General features: G+C 68.8%; 16 protein-coding genes and 1 tRNA gene. 9 read left to right on the top strand and 8 right to left on the bottom strand.

Going from position 1 to position 17,201, the window contains the following annotated elements; translation table 11 throughout:
* Positions 1-53: 53 nt before the first annotated feature.
* Entirely contained in the window at positions 54-608 is a 555-nt protein-coding gene (locus tag BLS97_RS10010) for a DUF1697 domain-containing protein (protein ID WP_157695340.1), read from the bottom strand.
* A gap of 230 nt (positions 609-838) precedes the next feature.
* Here BLS97_RS10010 and BLS97_RS10005 point away from each other — a divergent pair, with 230 nt between their 5' ends.
* Positions 839-2,734, top strand: a complete 1,896-nt coding sequence (locus BLS97_RS10005) for a glycoside hydrolase family 15 protein (protein ID WP_090481847.1) — start codon at positions 839-841, stop codon at positions 2,732-2,734.
* A gap of 44 nt (positions 2,735-2,778) precedes the next feature.
* On the opposite strand, the gene BLS97_RS10000 is transcribed toward BLS97_RS10005, so the two are convergent.
* From BLS97_RS10000 to dcd, 4 genes are all read right to left on the bottom strand, one after another.
* The gene (locus BLS97_RS10000) at positions 2,779-4,026 is read right to left on the bottom strand and encodes a GGDEF domain-containing protein (RefSeq protein WP_090475844.1); all 1,248 of its coding nucleotides are present in this window, start codon (positions 4,024-4,026) and stop codon (positions 2,779-2,781) included.
* 245 nt (positions 4,027-4,271) lie between these two features.
* Entirely contained in the window at positions 4,272-4,655 is a 384-nt protein-coding gene (locus tag BLS97_RS09995; RefSeq protein ID WP_090475843.1) for a hypothetical protein, read from the bottom strand.
* Positions 4,656-4,886: 231 nt separating this feature from the next.
* Positions 4,887-7,064: a (Fe-S)-binding protein gene (locus BLS97_RS09990; protein ID WP_090475842.1), complete on the bottom strand. Its 2,178-nt coding sequence runs from the start codon at positions 7,062-7,064 to the stop codon at positions 4,887-4,889.
* A gap of 267 nt (positions 7,065-7,331) precedes the next feature.
* Positions 7,332-7,913, bottom strand: coding sequence for a dCTP deaminase (gene dcd / locus BLS97_RS09985; RefSeq protein WP_090475841.1), 582 nt, complete (start codon positions 7,911-7,913; stop codon positions 7,332-7,334).
* A gap of 292 nt (positions 7,914-8,205) precedes the next feature.
* On the opposite strand from dcd, the gene BLS97_RS09980 reads away from it, so the two are divergent.
* From BLS97_RS09980 to BLS97_RS09965, 4 genes are all read left to right on the top strand, one after another.
* Positions 8,206-8,279 (top strand) — tRNA-Gly (locus BLS97_RS09980).
* A gap of 185 nt (positions 8,280-8,464) precedes the next feature.
* Complete coding sequence (trxA, locus tag BLS97_RS09975; protein ID WP_090475840.1) at positions 8,465-8,830, top strand: thioredoxin; 366 nt, start codon at positions 8,465-8,467, stop codon at positions 8,828-8,830.
* A 381-nt stretch (positions 8,831-9,211) separates the two neighbouring features.
* Positions 9,212-9,718 carry a protease pro-enzyme activation domain-containing protein gene (locus BLS97_RS09970; protein WP_157695339.1) on the top strand — a complete coding sequence of 169 codons (507 nt, stop codon included), beginning with the start codon at positions 9,212-9,214 and terminating at the stop codon, positions 9,716-9,718.
* On the top strand, positions 9,715-11,127 hold the full coding sequence (locus tag BLS97_RS09965) for a S53 family peptidase (RefSeq protein WP_090475838.1): 1,413 nt from the start codon (positions 9,715-9,717) through the stop codon (positions 11,125-11,127). The genes BLS97_RS09970 and BLS97_RS09965 overlap by 4 nt, the downstream gene beginning before the upstream one ends.
* Before the next feature lie 94 nt (positions 11,128-11,221).
* Here BLS97_RS09965 and BLS97_RS09960 read toward each other — a convergent pair whose 3' ends face one another.
* The 3 genes from BLS97_RS09960 to BLS97_RS09950 all read right to left on the bottom strand — a co-directional run bounded on the left by BLS97_RS09960 (position 11,222) and on the right by BLS97_RS09950 (position 13,967).
* Positions 11,222-11,761, bottom strand: a complete 540-nt coding sequence (locus tag BLS97_RS09960; protein WP_090481844.1) for a DinB family protein — start codon at positions 11,759-11,761, stop codon at positions 11,222-11,224.
* Positions 11,762-11,823: 62 nt separating this feature from the next.
* The gene (locus BLS97_RS09955; RefSeq protein WP_090475837.1) at positions 11,824-12,255 is read right to left on the bottom strand and encodes a TIGR03668 family PPOX class F420-dependent oxidoreductase; all 432 of its coding nucleotides are present in this window, start codon (positions 12,253-12,255) and stop codon (positions 11,824-11,826) included.
* A 53-nt stretch (positions 12,256-12,308) separates the two neighbouring features.
* Positions 12,309-13,967, bottom strand: a complete 1,659-nt coding sequence (locus BLS97_RS09950; protein WP_090475836.1) for a bifunctional 3'-5' exonuclease/DNA polymerase — start codon at positions 13,965-13,967, stop codon at positions 12,309-12,311.
* Positions 13,968-14,092: 125 nt separating this feature from the next.
* Here BLS97_RS09950 and BLS97_RS22840 point away from each other — a divergent pair, with 125 nt between their 5' ends.
* The 4 genes from BLS97_RS22840 (at position 14,093) to BLS97_RS09935 (ending at position 17,141) form a co-directional block, all read left to right on the top strand.
* A complete protein-coding gene (locus BLS97_RS22840; RefSeq protein WP_157695338.1) occupies positions 14,093-14,377 on the top strand; it encodes a hypothetical protein in 285 nt (94 codons plus the stop codon).
* Entirely contained in the window at positions 14,374-14,766 is a 393-nt protein-coding gene (locus BLS97_RS09945) for a hypothetical protein (RefSeq protein ID WP_090475835.1), read from the top strand. Before BLS97_RS22840 ends, BLS97_RS09945 begins: the two co-directional genes overlap by 4 nt.
* Positions 14,759-15,385, top strand: coding sequence for a TetR/AcrR family transcriptional regulator (locus BLS97_RS09940; RefSeq protein WP_090475834.1), 627 nt, complete (start codon positions 14,759-14,761; stop codon positions 15,383-15,385). The genes BLS97_RS09945 and BLS97_RS09940 overlap by 8 nt, the downstream gene beginning before the upstream one ends.
* Before the next feature lie 76 nt (positions 15,386-15,461).
* Positions 15,462-17,141 (top strand): FAD-dependent oxidoreductase, encoded by a 1,680-nt coding sequence (locus BLS97_RS09935; protein ID WP_090475833.1) that lies wholly within the window; start codon positions 15,462-15,464, stop codon positions 17,139-17,141.
* Positions 17,142-17,201 lie beyond the last annotated feature (60 nt).

Below are 17,201 nucleotides of genomic sequence, written 5' to 3'. Positions count from 1 at the left end.
CATCCCCGGCGCCGTCTCCCGCGGCTCGGCCGGAACCGCCCGCCGGCACCGGGTCAGGCGCTCATCTCGACCAGCTTGAGCGCGGTGGTCCAGTTCCGCATGGTCACCGTCACCCCGAGCTTGCGGTCCCAGTCGACCGTGCCGAAGAGCGACTTGAGAGCGCCCTGCGGGCACCACAGATAGCAGTGATCGCGGTCGATGTGATGAAGCCCACCGACCGCCGGATCCACATGTTTGGCCTTCACCAGATCCTCGAAGGCGGCCACTCGGCCCGCGTCCGGGATCGCTGAGAAGAAGCCGAGCAGGTGTTTGGCCGGATCGTCGGCGATGTCGGAGTAGGGGTCCGATCCGACCGCTGCGACCAGCTGGGCATGCGTCCGGACGACCACCCTGACGTCGAGCTTCAACTCGTCCAACAGGGCTTTCTCGATCGCCCGGCCGACTGCGTCCCCCGGGTCTTCGGCAGTGAACGCGGCATTGCCGCTCTGCAGGTGGGTGGCCACGTCGGCCAAGCCGAGGCCGGACATCACGGCCCGCAGGTCGGCCATCGCCACCCGTTTCGCCTTGCCCACGTTGATCCCCTTGAGCAGGGCAACGTATCTCGTCATCCGACCTCCAGCCGAACGGGCGCCACCGAAGGGGGCCGCGTCCCCCATGGCGCCCAATGTTGACGCGAGAACGTAATCATTCGCGGGCCGACAGCCGCGACAATATCCGGGTGAACGACATCATCCCGTCCGTCCAGACCGCGGCGCCCAACGGGCACTACGACGCGATCAGCGTCGACCAGGGGGCCTTCAGCTCGACGGCGGCCGCCAGCGTCAACACCGACACGGTCATGCTGCAGCACTTCGGCACCAGCAACTTCCCGAACATCGCGGATTACGCGTTCCTCTCCGATTGTGAGACGAACTGCCTGATCGCACCATCCGGCGCGGTCGAATGGTTCTGCCTTCCCCGCCCCGATTCGCCCAGCGTGTTCACCGCCCTGCTCGACCGGTCCGGCGGGTCGTTCCGGTTCGGGCCGTTCGGTGTGAAGGTGCCGGCCGCCCGCCGGTATCTCCCCGGAACCCTGGTCCTGGAGACCACCTGGCAGACGCCGACCGGGTGGGTGGTCGTCCGGGATGCGTTGATCATGGGTCCCTGGCACAACGTCGACGAGCGGTCCAAGACCCACAAGCGTTCGCCCACCGATATCGACGCGGCCCACTGCCTGCTGCGCACGGTCCGCTGCATCTACGGCACCGTCGACATGTCGATGGTGTGCGAGCCGGTGTTCGACTACGCCCGCGTCGGCGCCAGCTGGTCCTATCCGACGAACAACTACGCGCAGGTGATCGCCAGGGCCGACGGACAGCCGACGCTCACGCTGACCAGCTCCCTGCGCCTTGGCATCGAGGGCCGCGCGGCGATGGCCCGCACCAAGATGTCCGTCGGCGACTCCCACTTCGTCGCGCTGACGTTCTCCGAACTGCCGCCGCCCATGTCGACCGAGGAGGCCCACCGCCAGATCGACAAGACCGGCGAGTACTGGCGCGAGTGGTTGACCCAGGGTTCGTTCCCGGACCATCCGTGGCGCATCTTCCTGCAGTCGAGCGCGTTGGCCCTCAAGGGCCTGTCGTACGCGCCGACCGGGGCGCTCCTGGCCGCCGCGACCACCTCGCTGCCGGAGACACCGCACGGAGAACGGAACTGGGACTACCGCTACACCTGGATCCGTGACTCGACGTTCGCCCTCTGGGGCCTGTACACCCTCGGGTTCGACCGTGAGGCCAACGACTTCTTCTTCTTCATCCACGACGTCACCAAGGACAACCCGGACGCCCTGCAGATCATGTACGGCGTCGGTGGCGAGCGGCACCTGGAGGAGTCGACCCTGGACCACCTGTCCGGATACGACGACGCCCGCCCGGTCCGGATCGGGAACGGCGCGTTCGGGCAGCAGCAGCACGACGTGTGGGGCGCACTGCTCGACTCGATCTATCTGCACACCCGGTCACGGGAGCAGATGCCCGAGGAACTGTGGCCCATCGTGGTGGCGCAGGTCGAGAACGCCGCCTCGCACTGGCGGGCACCCGACCGCGGCATGTGGGAGGTGCGCGGCGAACCGCAGCACTTCACGTCCTCGAAGATCATGTGCTGGGTGGCCCTTGATCGCGGCGTGCGCCTGGCCCGCCTGCACGACTCGAACGCCACCGCCGACAAGTGGCAGGCCATCGCCGACGAGATCCACGCCGACGTCCTGGCCAACGGCGTGGACGAACGCGGCGTGCTGGTGCAGCGGTACGGCGACACCGCCCTGGACGCCTCTCTGCTGATGGCTCCCCTGGTGCGGTTCCTCCCGCCGGACGACCCGCGTATCCGGGCCACCGTGCTGGCCATCGCCGACGAGCTCACACACGAGGGGTTGGTCCTGCGGTACCGGGTGGCGGAGATCGACGACGGCCTGGCCGGCGAGGAGGGCACCTTCACCATCTGCTCGTTCTGGCTGGTCTCCGCGCTGGTCGAGATCGGGGAGGTGGACCGAGCCCACGCCCTGTGCGAGCGCCTGCTCTCCCACGCCTCCAGCCTCGGGCTGTACGCGGAGGAGCTGGACCCGCTGACCGGGCGTCATCTGGGCAACTTCCCGCAGGCGTTCACCCACCTCGCGCTGATCAACGCGGTGACGCACGTGATCCGGGCCGAGGAGAATTCGCACGCCTTCGGTTTCAACCCGGCCAACCGGCAGAGCTGAACGGCTCCGGCCGGGTCACCCCCTTGACGCGACCCGGCCGGATGTCAACGGGTACCGCCTCGTTTGCGTCGGTACATGTCCTCGTCGGCCGCCGACACCAGGTCCATCTCGGCCATGTGGTCCCGTGCGGCGGCAGTGCCGATCGACGCTCCGAGCGCGATCGGGCGACCGTCCACCTCGATCGGCACGGCCAGCTCGGCCGCGACTCGGTCCCGCAGGTCGGCGGCGGCGTGCAGGTCACCGGGGGCGACCACCACGAACTCGTCTCCGCCGTACCGGGCCAGGAAGCTCTCCGGCCCGGTCGCCTCGGACAGCCGCCGCGCGATCTCGACCAGCACCCGGTCGCCGACGACGTGCCCATAGGTGTCGTTCACCGACTTGAAGCCGTCCAGGTCGACCACCAGCAAGCTGAACGGGGTCGCGGACCGGCGGCCCCGGAGACGGCCGTCGAGGTGGAAGGTGAAAGCGGAGCGGTTGGCCAGGCCGGTGAGAGGGTCGGTGGCCGCCTGCTCGGTTCGGGACAACAGGACGTGCGCGGTGTGGCGCAGCGCGAATGCCACTCCGAGCAACGGGAGCAGTAGTACAGGGGCCTGGATGGCGACGAAGGCCAGCATCGGTGTGACCATCGAGTCCAGACCCCAGAACGACGGGCCCTGCCGCAGTTGTTCCGCCAGCTGGGCCAGGGTCAACCGGTCTCGGGTGGCACCGACCCCGAGCAGGAGCAGGGAGTTGGTGACGCGGGACGTGACGGCCAACGCGACGACCGACACCAGCAGGGCCCAGGGCAGGCCCACATGCCCGCCCAGCGCGGTCTGTACCGCCGCCGCCGCGCAGCCCGAGGTCAGTCCACCCAGGCCCGCCCCGGTGGCGTTGAGCCACGGTCGCCACCACGGTCGCCGGAATTCGACCAGCGAGTTGAGCAGGCCACCGATGAAGTGCAGCGGGATCGCCCGCGGACCGAAGGCCAGCACCGCCGCATCGGCCAGCGATACCGACCAGATCATCCCCGACCACACGGAATTGGTCGGTGCGGCGACGGATTGACGTGCCAACGGCAGCACCGGATAGATCTCGACCGCGACGACCAGCGCCAGCAGGAGGGCCAATGCCGGCCACGTCGAGCGACCGACGAACACGGCCCCGAGCGGGCGGGCCAGCAAGGCGAGATAGCTGCCGATCAAACCGGCCATCAGGACGACCCAGAGCACGCGGAACGACACCGACAGGCGACGGAAGGGCATCGTCCGGTGATCGATGGCCGACGCCGGATCGCGGGCAGGCAGCGCTGTCACGACTCTCCTTGCTTCGGCACCGACGGGGGCACGTATGAGAGCCGTCCGGGGACCGGACAGCACGTCATAGTGCGTGATACGGCGCACATTAACCCGAACGGCCTACGGACTGCGGACCACTCATTTCTCTGTCACCCATCCGCGCCAGAGTCCGAGTCGGGAACCCTCCCAGCGAGGAGTCCCGGCCCCCCGCCGCCCCCGGCCGTCCGCTCCTCGTGTCGAACCGGACCGAGAGGGTCCCCTTGCTACCGGACGACGAACGCGGTCGAGCAGGACCAGCCGATGTCGCCCTTGACCGCGGACACGGTCACCGCGACCCGCTGACCCTTCGCGGCGGAGCCGGTGTTGAAGCCGCTGACGGCGGCACCTGTCTTCGACCCGGTGGTCAGATGGGTCGTTGTACCGGACCGGAAGTGAGCACTCACCCTGACCCGGACGCCGGCGCCGATCTGGCCGATCCGGATCGCCACGTAGGAGTGCTGATGCACGGTCGACGCAGATGGTGCTGCGGTGCAGCCCAGCACGACGGTCGGGGCCTTGGCCGGTGCGCTCGCCGAGGCCGAGCCGACCGGGACGAGGATCATGGTGAGACCGGCGACGACCGGGGCGAGCAGGGCACGAGCGCGCATGGCGAGCAGCTCCGAATGAGGGTTGGGGTGTGCCGTCGACCATATGGGCGGCTGATCATCCCCGACAGGGACGGGCGCGGTTTTCCACCATCCGTGACCGAGTCATCACCCTGACGAGTGAAAATCAGTCTTCAGGGTCCGACGTTCCCTGTACTTCAACGCAGAGTGACGAATCGGGGGGTCGCGTCAACCCAGACGGGGGTGGGTCCGGTCGCGGGACCTACCTGCTCGTCAGGCCCCGCGGACGCCGGCCAGCAGCATCTGCGCGACGTCGATGACCTCCACGTCGGCGCCCACCGGTTCGTCCTGCCCCTGACGAGCGGTGAGGCCGTCGGTCAGCATGACCCGGCAGAACGGGCATCCCGTGGCGACCTGGGTGGCGCCGGTCTCCAACGCCTCGTCGACCCGCTCCAGGTTGATCCGTTTGCCGATCTTCTCCTCCATCCACATGCGGGCGCCTCCGGCGCCGCAGCACATGGAGCGGGCCTGGTTACGGGGCATCTCGGTGAGCTGCAGGCCCGCGGCGGCGATGAGTTCGCGCGGCGGGGAATACACCTTGTTGTGCCGGCCCAGGTAGCACGGGTCGTGGTAGGTGACGTTCGCCGGCTGGACGTCGACCTTGCGGACCAACCGCTTCTCGCGCACCAGCTTGTTCAGCAACTGGGTGTGGTGCACGACCTCGTATTCGCCGCCCAGTTGTGGGTACTCGTTGAGCAACGTGTTGAAGCAGTGGGCGCACGACACCACGATCTTCTTCCGCTTCCGGCCGCCGAATGCCGCGTTGATCGTCTCGACGTTCTGCTGGGCCAACATCTGGAAGAGGAATTCGTTGCCGGCCCGCCGAGCCGGGTCACCGGTACAGGTCTCCCCCGTCCCGAGCACCGCGAACCCGACCGCGGCGATGTGCAGCAGCTCGGCGATCGCCCTGGTGGTCTTCTTGGCCTTGTCCTCGAAGGCGCCCGCGCATCCGACCCAGAACAGATACTCGTGGTCGTCGTCGATCACATCGGTGACCACCGGCACCTCGAAGTCCAGGCCCTTCGCCCAGTCCATCCGGTCCCGCTGGTTCTGGCCCCACGGATTTCCCTTGTTCTCCAGGTTCCGGAACAGACCACCCAGCTCGGAGGGGAACTCCGATTCGATCATCACCTGATAGCGGCGCATGTCGACGATGTGATCGACGTGTTCGATGTCCACCGGGCACTGCTCGACGCACGCACCGCAGGTGGTGCAGTCCCACAGCACCTCTGGATCGATGATCCCGCCCACCTCGGGTCCGCCGATCAGCGGGCGCCCGGCCTCCAGCATGGCCAACGGATTCTCGTGGGCGAACGCGGCGAGGGCTTCGTCGGAGAGTTTCTCGACACCGGCCATGTCGGTGCCCCCACCGGCCGCCAGATAGGGCGCCTTGGCGAACGCGTGATCCCGCAGGGCGAGCATCACCAGCTTGGGCGACAACGGCTTCGCCGTGTTCCAGGCCGGGCACTGCGACTGGCACCGCCCGCACTCGGTGCAGGTGGAGAAGTCCAGCCAGCCCTTCCAGGTGAAGTCCTCGATCTTCCCGGCTCCGAAGGTGTCCTTCTCCGGATCCGCCTTCTCGAAGTCGAGCACCTCGCCGTTGCTCATCATCGGACGCAGCGCGCCCAGCGCCGTCCCGCCGACATCGGAACGCTTGAAGTAGATGTTGAAGAAGGCCAGGAACCGGTGCCAGGCAACGCCCATGGTCAGGTTCCGCGAGATGACGATGGCCCAGACCATCGAGATGATCACCTTGATCAGGGCAACGACACTGATCGCCGCCAATGACGACGGCAGGATGTGCCCCAGTCCGGTCGAGATCGGCGCCGCCCAGGTCGGATAGGGCAGATTTCCGGTCGCCGATTTGAACCCGCGGATGAGGAAGATGCAGATGCCGATACTCAGGATGACGGCCTCGACGAAATAGGCCTGCGGGAAATTCGAACCCTGGAACCGGGAGCGCCGGTTGACCCGCCGCGGATGGGCGAGCTGACGGATCGTGATCAGGGTCGCGATGCCGAGCACCGTCGTCAGGCCGATCAATTCCACGAACAGCCCGTACCAGGCCTGATGGCCGAGCCAGGGGATCTCGAACTGCGGGTGGAAGGTCTCCCCGACGGCCTCGACCAGGGTGAGCACCAACGCTCCGAAACCCACCATCACGAACCAGTGCGCGACCCCGACGATGCCCCACTTCAACATCCGGGTGTGCCCGAGGAACTCCTTGACCAATGTCTTCGCGCGGGGCAGAACCGGGCCGCTCCGCGTCGGGTCGGGTCGACCCAAGGTGAGCGTGCGGTAGATCTGCAACGCGGCCCGGCCGAGCATTCCGAACCCGACGACGATGAACGCGGCCGACACCAGGCCGGTGACGTAGTTGTAGCCGCTCATCGGACGACTGCGCGGGTGAGCGCGGTCATGGGCCCGGCGCAGGTTGTCATCGGCGGTCGCTCCTTCGCGGGTCCGGGCCGGAATCGGCTGACTACCGAAACACCGCTCGCGACCCAGTGGTCAGTCAGGGGCGGCCGCGACACTTCCGAGCACGCGGCCGTCGGTCGGACCATACGAGGTTACCGGTCGGTAACCGAAGCGCGGGCACGTAGCCGGACGGAGCGAGTGGTGCGCGTCACGCCCAGTTGGCCGACCGGGCGGCCCTGGTCAGCGGCGGGTGTCGTCCCGGCGGAAGTTCAGGTACGACCGCGAGGGCGTCGGGCCGCGCTGCCCCTGGTAACGAGACCCGTAGATCGACGAGCCGTAGGGGTGCAGCGACGCCGATGTCAGACGGAACAGGCACAGCTGCCCGACCTTCATCCCCGGCCAGAGCGTGATCGGCAGATTCGCGGCGTTGCTGAGCTCCAGCGTGATGTGGCCGGTGAAGCCCGGATCGATGAACCCGGCCGTCGAGTGGGTGAGCAACCCCAGCCGCCCCAGTGACGACTTGCCCTCCAGCCGCCCGGCCAGGGTGTCGGGCAGCGTGACGGCCTCGAACGTGGAGCCCAGGACGAACTCACCGGGATGCAGGACGAACGGGGCGTTGTACTCGACCTCGACCATGCTGGTCAGCTCGTCCTGCTGCTGCTCGGGGTCGATGTGGGTGTACTTCTGGTTGTTGAACACCCGGAAGTAGCGGTCAAGCCGCACGTCGATGCTGGCGGGTTGGATCAACGTGGGGTCGAACGGATCGAGCCCGAGGGCTCCCGATTCGATCTCGGCGCGCAGGTCACGGTCGGACAGCAACATGCGCGTGAGCCTATCCGGGTTCTCGTGGAGCTTCGGTCGCGTGGTGCGCAATCCGCGGCGCACTCGTCACATTCCCCCCACTGGTAACGCCGGTCGGCACCGGTCAGACCACCGGCGGTGCTACCGGTGGCGCCGCGGTCTTACCTGAGCCCCCACCAGGCACGGCGACACCAGGCACGGCGACACCAGGCACGGCGACACCAGGCACGGCGACACCAGGCGCGGGGTCGGTCGGCCCGGCCGCGCGAGGTACCGGGGACCCCCACCGGGTTGGGTATAGTGGCCGAACCATGCGGGTGTAGTTCAGTGGCAGAACTTCAGCTTCCCAAGCTGATAGCGCGAGTTCGATTCTCGTCACCCGCTCCATCGCCGGCCGTTGCCCTGCGCGGAGCGGCGGTCAAGCGCGAACGGCGTCCCGCCGCCGTGTTCTGCCCCGTCCAGAGACGTCGTCGGCCGTTCGGGCTCGGTCCGCCGGCCCATCCGATGGGAATGTCGGACCACCGATCAGGCGTTGGAACTGCTGACATCAGCAAACCCCGACGGAGGAACCCGTGAGTACGTCCACCCTGACCGGCAGCACATTCGAAGAGACCGTCACGAGCAACGACATCGTGCTGGTCGACTTCTGGGCATCGTGGTGCGGCCCGTGCCGGAACTTCGCACCCGTCTACGAAGCCGCAGCGCAGGACAACCCGGACATCGTCTTCGGCAAGGTGGACACCGAGGCCGAGCAGGCCCTGGCCGGCGCGGCGGGCATCACTTCGATCCCGACGCTGATGGCGTTCCGCGACGGCATCCTGGTCTTCTCCCAGCCGGGGGCTCTCCCGCGCAAGGCACTGGACCAGGTCATCGAGGGCGTCAAGGGCCTGGACATGGACGAGGTCCGGGCCAGCATCGCCACGCAGCCCGCAAGCTGATCCCTCCATCCGGCGTCGACCGCGGTCGTCGCCACGGCAGTGAACCATCGCCCCGGCGGGCACCCCCAAACCCGCTGGGGCGTAAGGTTTACCAGAGCATTACCCGGCCGGCGAGGGGCGCTCACGGCGGCCGGACCACCCGGATCATCACGCCCGTCCGCGGAAGGCCACCGCGCTCCGTGATCACGGCAGGGCCATCCGGGCTAACTCATCTCCCATGAGTCTCACATGTCTTGACCGGTCATCTTTAGCCCTGGTAAACCTCCGCAGGGTGCCTTCCGCACCGGGACGAGATGACATTTGGGGAGATGATCCATGATCAAACGCCGGATTTTCCGGTCAGTGGTGGCTGGAACGGCAGGAATTCTCGTTCTGCCCTTCATGGCGGTCGCCGCCAACGCGGCTACGGCCGCCCCGTCGGAACTCACCGTGCCGGACACCGCCCCGACCTGGGCGACTCCGGCCAATGCGGCCGGAACCCCGGCGGCCACTGACAAGATCTCGATCCGGGTGGCGCTGCAACTGCGCAACGCGGGCTCGGCCGAGAGGGCCGCTCTGGCGGTCAGCGATCCGGCATCCCGTAATTACGGGCAGTACCTCAGCGCGGCCCAGTTCAACGCCCGTTATGCGCCGACCGAGGCCTCGGTCGCCCGGGTCAAGAACTTCCTGGCCGGCAACGGGCTGACCGTCACCGGCCAGGCAGCCGGGAACCGGTGGGTCAGCGCGACCGGCACGGTGGCCCAGCTCGACAAGGCCTTCCACACGACCCTGAGGACCTACACGTACCGCGGCGACCAGCGGCGTGCCCCGTCCTCCGACGTGAAGGTGCCCTCCACCGTGGCCGCTGACGTGTCGACCGTGACCGGCCTGACCCAGGGTCGACCGTGACCGGCCTGACCCAGGGCTCGGCCGTCCACAAGCCGCAGACGGCCAGGGTCCCTGACCAGCGGAACGACGGCGCGAAGCGCTCAGCGGCCGCGACGCCGTCGGTGGCCAAGCCGCCCGCCAGTCAGTGCTCGGACTACTGGGGCGAGTTCCAGCAGACCGTGCCCGCGGTCGACGGCCAGACCTCGGTCAACACCTACATCTGTGGCTACCAACCGTCTCAGTTGCGGAAGTCCTACGGCACCGATGGCGTCGTCAAGGGCGGCACGACCGGCAAGGGCGTCACCGTGGCCATCATCGACGCCTACGCGTCCCCGACCATGGAGTCGGACGCCAACGCCTACGCGACGACCTTCGGCGAGCCGACCTTCAAGCCGGGCCAGTACACCGAGACGACGTTCGGCCCGTTCAACCTCCAGGACGAATGCGCCGGCGAGGCCGGATGGAACGGCGAGGAGACGCTCGACGTGGAGGCCGTGCACGGCATGGCGCCGGGTGCCTCCATCCACTACATCGGGGCCCAGAACTGCGACTCCGGCATCGACGACGCACTGAACTACGTGGTCCAGAACCACACCGCGGACATCGTCAGCAACTCCTACGGCAACCTGGGTGAGGACATCGGCTCGGACGAGATCGCCCTGGAACACTCGATCTTCCTGCAGGCCGCCCTCGAGGGCATCGGCATGTACTTCTCCTCCGGTGACGACGGCGACGACGTGATCGACGGCCTGAGCCCGACCCCGGACTACCCGGCGTCCGATCCGCTGGTGACTGCGGTCGGCGGGACCAGCCTGCTGCTGGACAAGAGGAACAACCGGGTCACCGAGACCGGCTGGGAGACCTCGCTGGACTTCATCGACTACAGCGGATCGACCGCCGTCTATTCCGCCCCCCTGCCCGGCGAGTTCGTCTTCGGCGCCGGCGGCGGCACCAGCTCTGTGTTCGCCCAGCCGTCCTACCAGCGCGGGGTCGTGCCGAACTCGCTGTCCCAGGTCAACGGACAACAGAAGATGCGGGTCGTCCCGGACATCTCCGCCGACGCCGATCCGTACACCGGGTTCTACATCGGTGAGACCGTCGACGGGCAGTTCGGCATCAGCTCCATCGGTGGCACCAGCCTCGCCGCCCCGCTGATCGCGGGCATCCAGGCCGTGGCCAGCCAGCACCGGCGGTTCCCGATCGGGTTCGCGAACCCGATGCTGTACAGCATCAACGCGCACTCGTTCGCCGATGTGCTCGACACGGCCAAGCCGATTCGCTTCGCCAGCGTGGGTGCCAGCTACACCGGGACGTTCAACACCGGCGACACCCAGACCACCACCCGCGGCTACGACAACACCACCGGCCGCGGAACCCCGAACGGGGTGACGTTCCTGCTCAGCGAGCTGATCTACCCGTTCCGCTTCTGACCCACCGATACCGCGGCAGCGGGCCGGTTCCCACCCCGGGGCCGGCCCGCTGCCGTTCTCGCCACCTTGTCCGGACCGCCCGGGCGAGACCCGGTCAGCGCTCGACGTCGTGTAGGTGATGCTCGATGTCGTGCAGGTAGTAGAGCCCCAACGTCTCCATGGTGAACACCGACCCGTTGCTCCGGCGGCCCACCCGGGCCCACTGCGCGTCGCTCAGACCGGAGAAGACACCGGCCGCGGACACGGCCTCCCGTTCGATCTCCCGCGCCACATCGGCCGGATCGGCCTCCCAGTACCGCTTCTCGAGGGCCGTCTCGTCCTGGTTCCAGTTGGCGAAGACCGGGTCCTGCTGCTCCTGGATCAAGCGGCCCCGCCGGCCGAAAGTGGTGTGCACATCCCTGGTGTGACACCCATATTCGACGATGGACCAGATGGTCGGCGCCGGGCGGGTGGCCGCGTCGGCGGCAGAGAGCGCCGTCCGCCAGCGCGGCGTGGCGGCCAGGAGTCGATCGGCGATCCGGTGTCGATCGACGGCGGACGTGGTGAACCCGCATTCCGGACAGGGCCGGTCCAGCACCCAGGTCCAGTCCTTGTCGTCGGGATCGGGCACGGCCGGAAGGTCATCAACAGTCACCTGCGCACCGTAGCGGGGCCAGACCCGTGCCGAGCCGCCACCCTTCGGTCGATCCCTCGCGGTCAGGTCGTGTCGTGCCCGGAAGCGCTCCACCCGACCAGCGTCAGGATCCGGCTCCTGACCACCACCCCGGTGGGCCGCACGTCCTGGTACTGCGGGTACTTCGCGGCCAGTGCATCGACTGCGGCCAGGTCGTTCTCGGCCGTGCCCGCCGTCGCCTCCGCGTCGGCCCGCACCCACCACAGTCGTTCCCAGTCGTCGTCGTAGTGCTCGACCAGGAAACTCACCCGCGGATGGACGGCGATGTTCTCCAGCCGCCGCAACGCCGTCGTGCTCTTGGGCTTGTGGTCGATCGCGAACGCGATCCCGTCGTCGAGCAGTACGAACGTCACCGGAACCAGGTGCGGAGCACCCGTCCGGTCCACGGTGCCGAGCACGGCCCGACGGGCGGCAGCCAACCGCGTTCGGGCGAGGTCAGTCGGCAGGCGCGGCATGGGGCCAGCCTGCCACGGCGGACCCGGTCCGGTGCCAGGCGCCCGACGACGGGCTATTTGGCATCCGCGTAGCAGTCGACCACCACGGGCCGAACCGGGGTGGCCGCCGTACTGCCCGGGAAGACCAAGCGCCGCGCCGACTCCGCGGCGGCGATCGTGAGCTCGCCGACCTGTTCGGCGGTTCCGATCGGCGTGTGCACCACCAGCTCGTCATGCTGGAAGAAGACCAGCTCGGCCCCCGGTACCCGGCGGAGGTCGCGGCGGAGGCCGGACAGCCAGACCCCGGCCCAGTCGGCGGCCGAACCCTGGACCACGAAGTTGCGGGTGAATCGGCCCCAGCTGCGGGCGATCTGCCGGGCTCGCTGCTCCTGGGCCGCGGTGGCCTCGGGCAACGATCCGGCCTGCAACTGGTCCCACCAGGCCGGACCGGGCGGCGGGCTGGTCCGGCCGAGCACGGACTGGACGGTGCCCCCGAGCTCGCCCTGGCGGGCCGCGTCCTCGACGCAGGCCATGGCCACCGGGTAACGCCTGCGGAGCGTCCCCAGCAGACGGCCGGCCTCCCCGGACGTGGCGCCGTACATCGCACCCAGCATGGCCACCTTGGCGTGCGCCCGGTCGCCACCGAACCCGTCGTCGGCCAGCGCGGTGTAGAGATCGTTCTGCTGGGACACGGCCTGCAGCACCGGATCCCGGGAGATCGCGGCCAGCACCCGCGGTTCCAGCTGAGCGGCGTCGGCCACCACGAAGGTGTACCCGGGGTCGGCGATCACCGCCTGCCGCACCAGCTTCGGGATCTGCAGCGCCCCGCCGCCGCGGGCCGCCCAGCGCCCCGACACCACCCCGCCCGGCACGTACCCGGCGTGGAATCGGCCGTCCCGCACCCACTCCGCCAGCCAGTTCCAGCCGTTGGCGGTGAACAGGCGGGACAGCTCCTTGTAGGCCAGCACCGGAGCGACGGCCGGATGGTCGATGTCCTTGATCACCCACGAGCGGGTGGACTCGATGTCGAACCCGAGTCGCTGGAATGCGGCTTTGAGTTCCACCGGCGAATCCGGATTCAGCGGCGTCCCGAACGCGTCGACGATCTGGTCGGCCAGCTCGGCCAGTCTGGCCGGACGCGTCCCGGCCGTCGGCCGGGGGCCGAGCGCGTCGGTGAGGATGCGGTCCAGCACGTCGGCGCGCAGCGGCAATCCCAGCCATCCCATTTCGACGGCGGCCAGCGCCGCCGCGGACTCGGCGGCGACCAGCAGCTTGAGCGGCCGGTTGTCCCCGATGCGAGCGACCTGGTCGCGGTACGCGGTGGCCAGCGCGCTCAGCGCGTCGACCGATGACGGCGAAGCCGGCCCGAACAAGGTGGGGTGTCCGACCGGCGTCCCGGACGCGGGGTCCGGCGGGACGGCCAGCCCGTTCACCCGCGCGTGCACCGCGGCCGCGGCCGCCGGTGCTCCATAGTGACCCTCCCGGCCGAGGAGGATGCGCTCGGTCAGCGTGACGTCGTGGCAACGCAGCGGGCGGAACCCGGTCGGCAGCAGGGGCGCGTAGATCGGTTCGGTGGTGTCCCACAACCAGCGCACGTCGTCGGATTCCAGGCGACCCAGGGTCGCCGGATCGGGGACGAACTCAGGCTCGGCGACCGGCTGTCCCTCCGGCGACAGCGCCTGCATCTGCCAACCCGATCCGCGGGACACCAGGGCGACGATCACGGTCGTCATTGTCCCGGGCGGTGCGAGGTCGTTCGGACACCCTTTCCCGTAGACCGAGTCTTGAGCAGTCGCTCAACCCGTGATCTACTTGGCGTTGAGCGACTGCTCAACATACGAGGATCAGGAGGAACGTCGTGCATGACGAATCCGACGAGGGGCGGATCAGCGTCAGATCCGACGCGTGCGGACCAGATCTGCTGACCCGGCGACCCTGGTGGGCGGCCGTCGTCGCCGGAATGTCGTCGATGCTCGCCGCCGGGTTGCTCGCAACTCTCCTGCGCCTGCATGCCGGACCGCCGCTCGCGGTGCTACTTGTCGGGTCCGGAGTCGTCGGCGTCGCCTGTGCACCAAGGGCCTTCTGGGGCAAGTCCGCACTGAGTCGCCACCATCCGATGGATGCCCAAGGAGGGAGAGCATGACGCTCACCATCCGGGCGGTGGTGTTCGGTTCCATCGCCGGGGCAGCCGTGGGTGCCGCCATCGGATTCCTCGCCGGATCCCAAGTGGACATGAGCGTGGGAGTGCTAGGGATCGCGTTCGGGGGGATCTACGGAGGGGGCGTCGGCGTCGTCTGCGGTGCCTTGAACGGAGCCGTTCTCGCCGTCGTGCTCGCGCGTCGGGTGCGGTCGGCATGGGTGGCACCGACAATCACCGGCCTCGTCTCAGCCGCCGTCGGGGTCGGCCTGATCGCCGCCGAGGAGACCGATGGCCCGCCCGGCTGGCCGGTCCGGCTCTGGATCGGGGCAGCCTTTCTCCTGACCGGCGTTGTGGGAGGGTGGGTGGTGACCAGAAGGGGCGCCCGTGACTGATGCACGCCAGAAGTTGCTCGACGCGGCACTGGTCACCTTGCGGGACAAAGGCATCGCGGGCACATCGGCGCGCGTGATCGCCGGCGAGGCCGGCCTGAGCCAAGGATTGGTGTTCTATCACTTCGGCAGCGTCGATGCGCTGATCGATGCCGCTTGCCGCACCGCCACCAAGGCCCGGGTCGACCTCTACCGGGATCGGTTCGCGCGGGTCACCTCGCTGCACGACCTGCTGGCGCTCGGGCGCACCTTGCACGACGAGGAACGAGCAGCCGGCAGCGTCACCGTCATGGCGCAGGTGCTCGCCGGGGCCCAGCAGTCCCCGGCGTTGGTCGAGGCGGGCCGCCACAGCCTCGACCTGTGGCTGTCCGAGATCGAGTCCACCATCCGCAGGGTGATCGTCGAGAGTCCGATCGCCGACGCGATCGACGTACGCGGGCTGTCCCGGGCGGTCAGCGCCGCGTTCATCGGGCTGGAACTGTACGAAGGCGTGGATCCGGCCGGGGCCACCGACGCGTTCGCCGCTCTCGACCAGCTGGCGGTCCTGATCGAAGTGGTGGAGGACCTCGGCCCGATCGCCCGGCGGGCCCTGCGCAACCGGATGCGCAAGGCCGCCCGCTGACCACGCCCGCGGCGGTGGGCGGGGTCCTCGATAAACTGATCCTCGTGAGGAAGCCACCGACCCCGATGGTCCGTTCGTGAGTTCGCCGACCACGCCCGCACCAGCCCGCGCCGCGATTCTGACCGTCGACGACGATCCCGGCGTCTCCCGCGCCGTCGCCCGTGACCTGCGGCGTCGCTACGGGGAGAGGTACCGGATCGTCCGGGCCGAGTCCGGCGCGACGGCGTTGGAAGCACTCAAGGAGATGAAGCTGCGCGGCGACGAGGTCGCCGTGCTGCTGGCCGACTACCGGATGCCGCAGATGAGCGGCATCGAATTCCTGGAGCAGGCCATGGACCTGTACCCGGTGGCCCGGCGGGTACTGCTGACGGCGTACGCCGACACCGGCGCGGCCATCGAGGCCATCAACGTGGTCGACCTCGACCACTACCTGCTCAAGCCCTGGGATCCGCCGGAGGAGAAGTTCTACCCGGTGATCGACAACCAGCTGGACGCGTGGCTGGCCGCGGACCGGAGGCCGATCTCGGAGATCAAGGTGATCGGTCATCGTTGGTCGGCCCGATCGTCCGAGGTCCGGGAGTTCCTGGCCCGCAACCAGATTCCGTATCGATGGCTGTCCACCGACGAGGCCGAGGGCAGTCGCCTGCTGGCCGCGGCGCAGGCCGATCCGTTGGCCCTGCCGGTGATCATCGCTCCGGACGGCACGGTCAGCGTCCAACCGACCGACGCCGAGTTGGCCGACGCCGTCGGCCTGGACACCTCTCCCACCGGCGACTTCTACGACATCGTGGTGATCGGCGGCGGGCCGGCCGGGCTCGGAGCCGCGGTCTACGGGGCCTCCGAAGGCCTGCGCACCGTGTTGGTCGAACGGATGGCCACCGGTGGCCAGGCCGGGCAGAGCTCCCGCATCGAGAACTACCTGGGCTTCCCGGACGGAGTCTCCGGATCGCAACTCACCGATCGGGCCCGTCGGCAGGCCACCAAGTTCGGGGCCGAGCTGCTCACCACCCGCGACGTCGTCGGGTTGGAGGTCAACGGGTCGGCCCGCACCGTGCGGTTCGCCGATGGCGCCACCCTCGACGCGCACGCCGTCATCCTGGCCACGGGGGTCTCCTACCGGCGCCTCGGTGCGCCCGGGCTGCAGGACTTCACCGGGCTCGGCGTCTTCTACGGCTCCGCCATGACGGAGGCGCCGCATTGCCGGGAGCAGGACGTCTACATCGTGGGCGGCGCCAATTCCGCTGGTCAGGCCGCGGTGTACCTGGCCAAGACGGCCCGGTCGGTGACCATCGTGGTGCGGGCCGCCTCCCTCGAGGCGTCCATGTCGTACTACCTGATCCAGCAGATCGCCGCGATCGACAACATCACCATCCGCACCTGCAGTGAGGTGATCGAGGCCGCCGGGTCCGACCATCTGGAGCGGCTGACCATCCGGGACAACGCGGCCGGCACCGACGAGCAGATCGACTGCGGCTACCTGTTCATCTTCGCCGGCGCGGCGCCGCACACCGACTGGCTCGACGGCGTCGTGCTCCGGGACGATCACGGATTCGTGCTCACCGGGCCCGACCTGTCCCCCGACGGGCGCCCGCCGGGCTGGACCCTGGACCGGCCGCCGTATCACCTGGAGACCAGCGTGCCCGGTGTGTTCGTCGCCGGCGACGCCCGCGCCGAGTCCGCGAAGCGGGTGGCCTCAGCCGTCGGCGAAGGGGCCATGGCGGTGATGTTCGTGCATCGCTACCTGGAGAAACTGTGACCGCCGGCGAAATACCGGACGCTGGAGAGTTGTTGTCGATCACGGAGGCCGCATCCGGCG

It is taken from the genome of Nakamurella panacisegetis (assembly GCF_900104535.1).
Taxonomy (GTDB): Bacteria; Actinomycetota; Actinomycetes; order Mycobacteriales; family Nakamurellaceae; genus Nakamurella; species Nakamurella panacisegetis.
The sequence above is the reverse complement of the archived record's forward strand: the minus strand, read 5'-3'. Positions and strand labels throughout refer to the sequence as shown.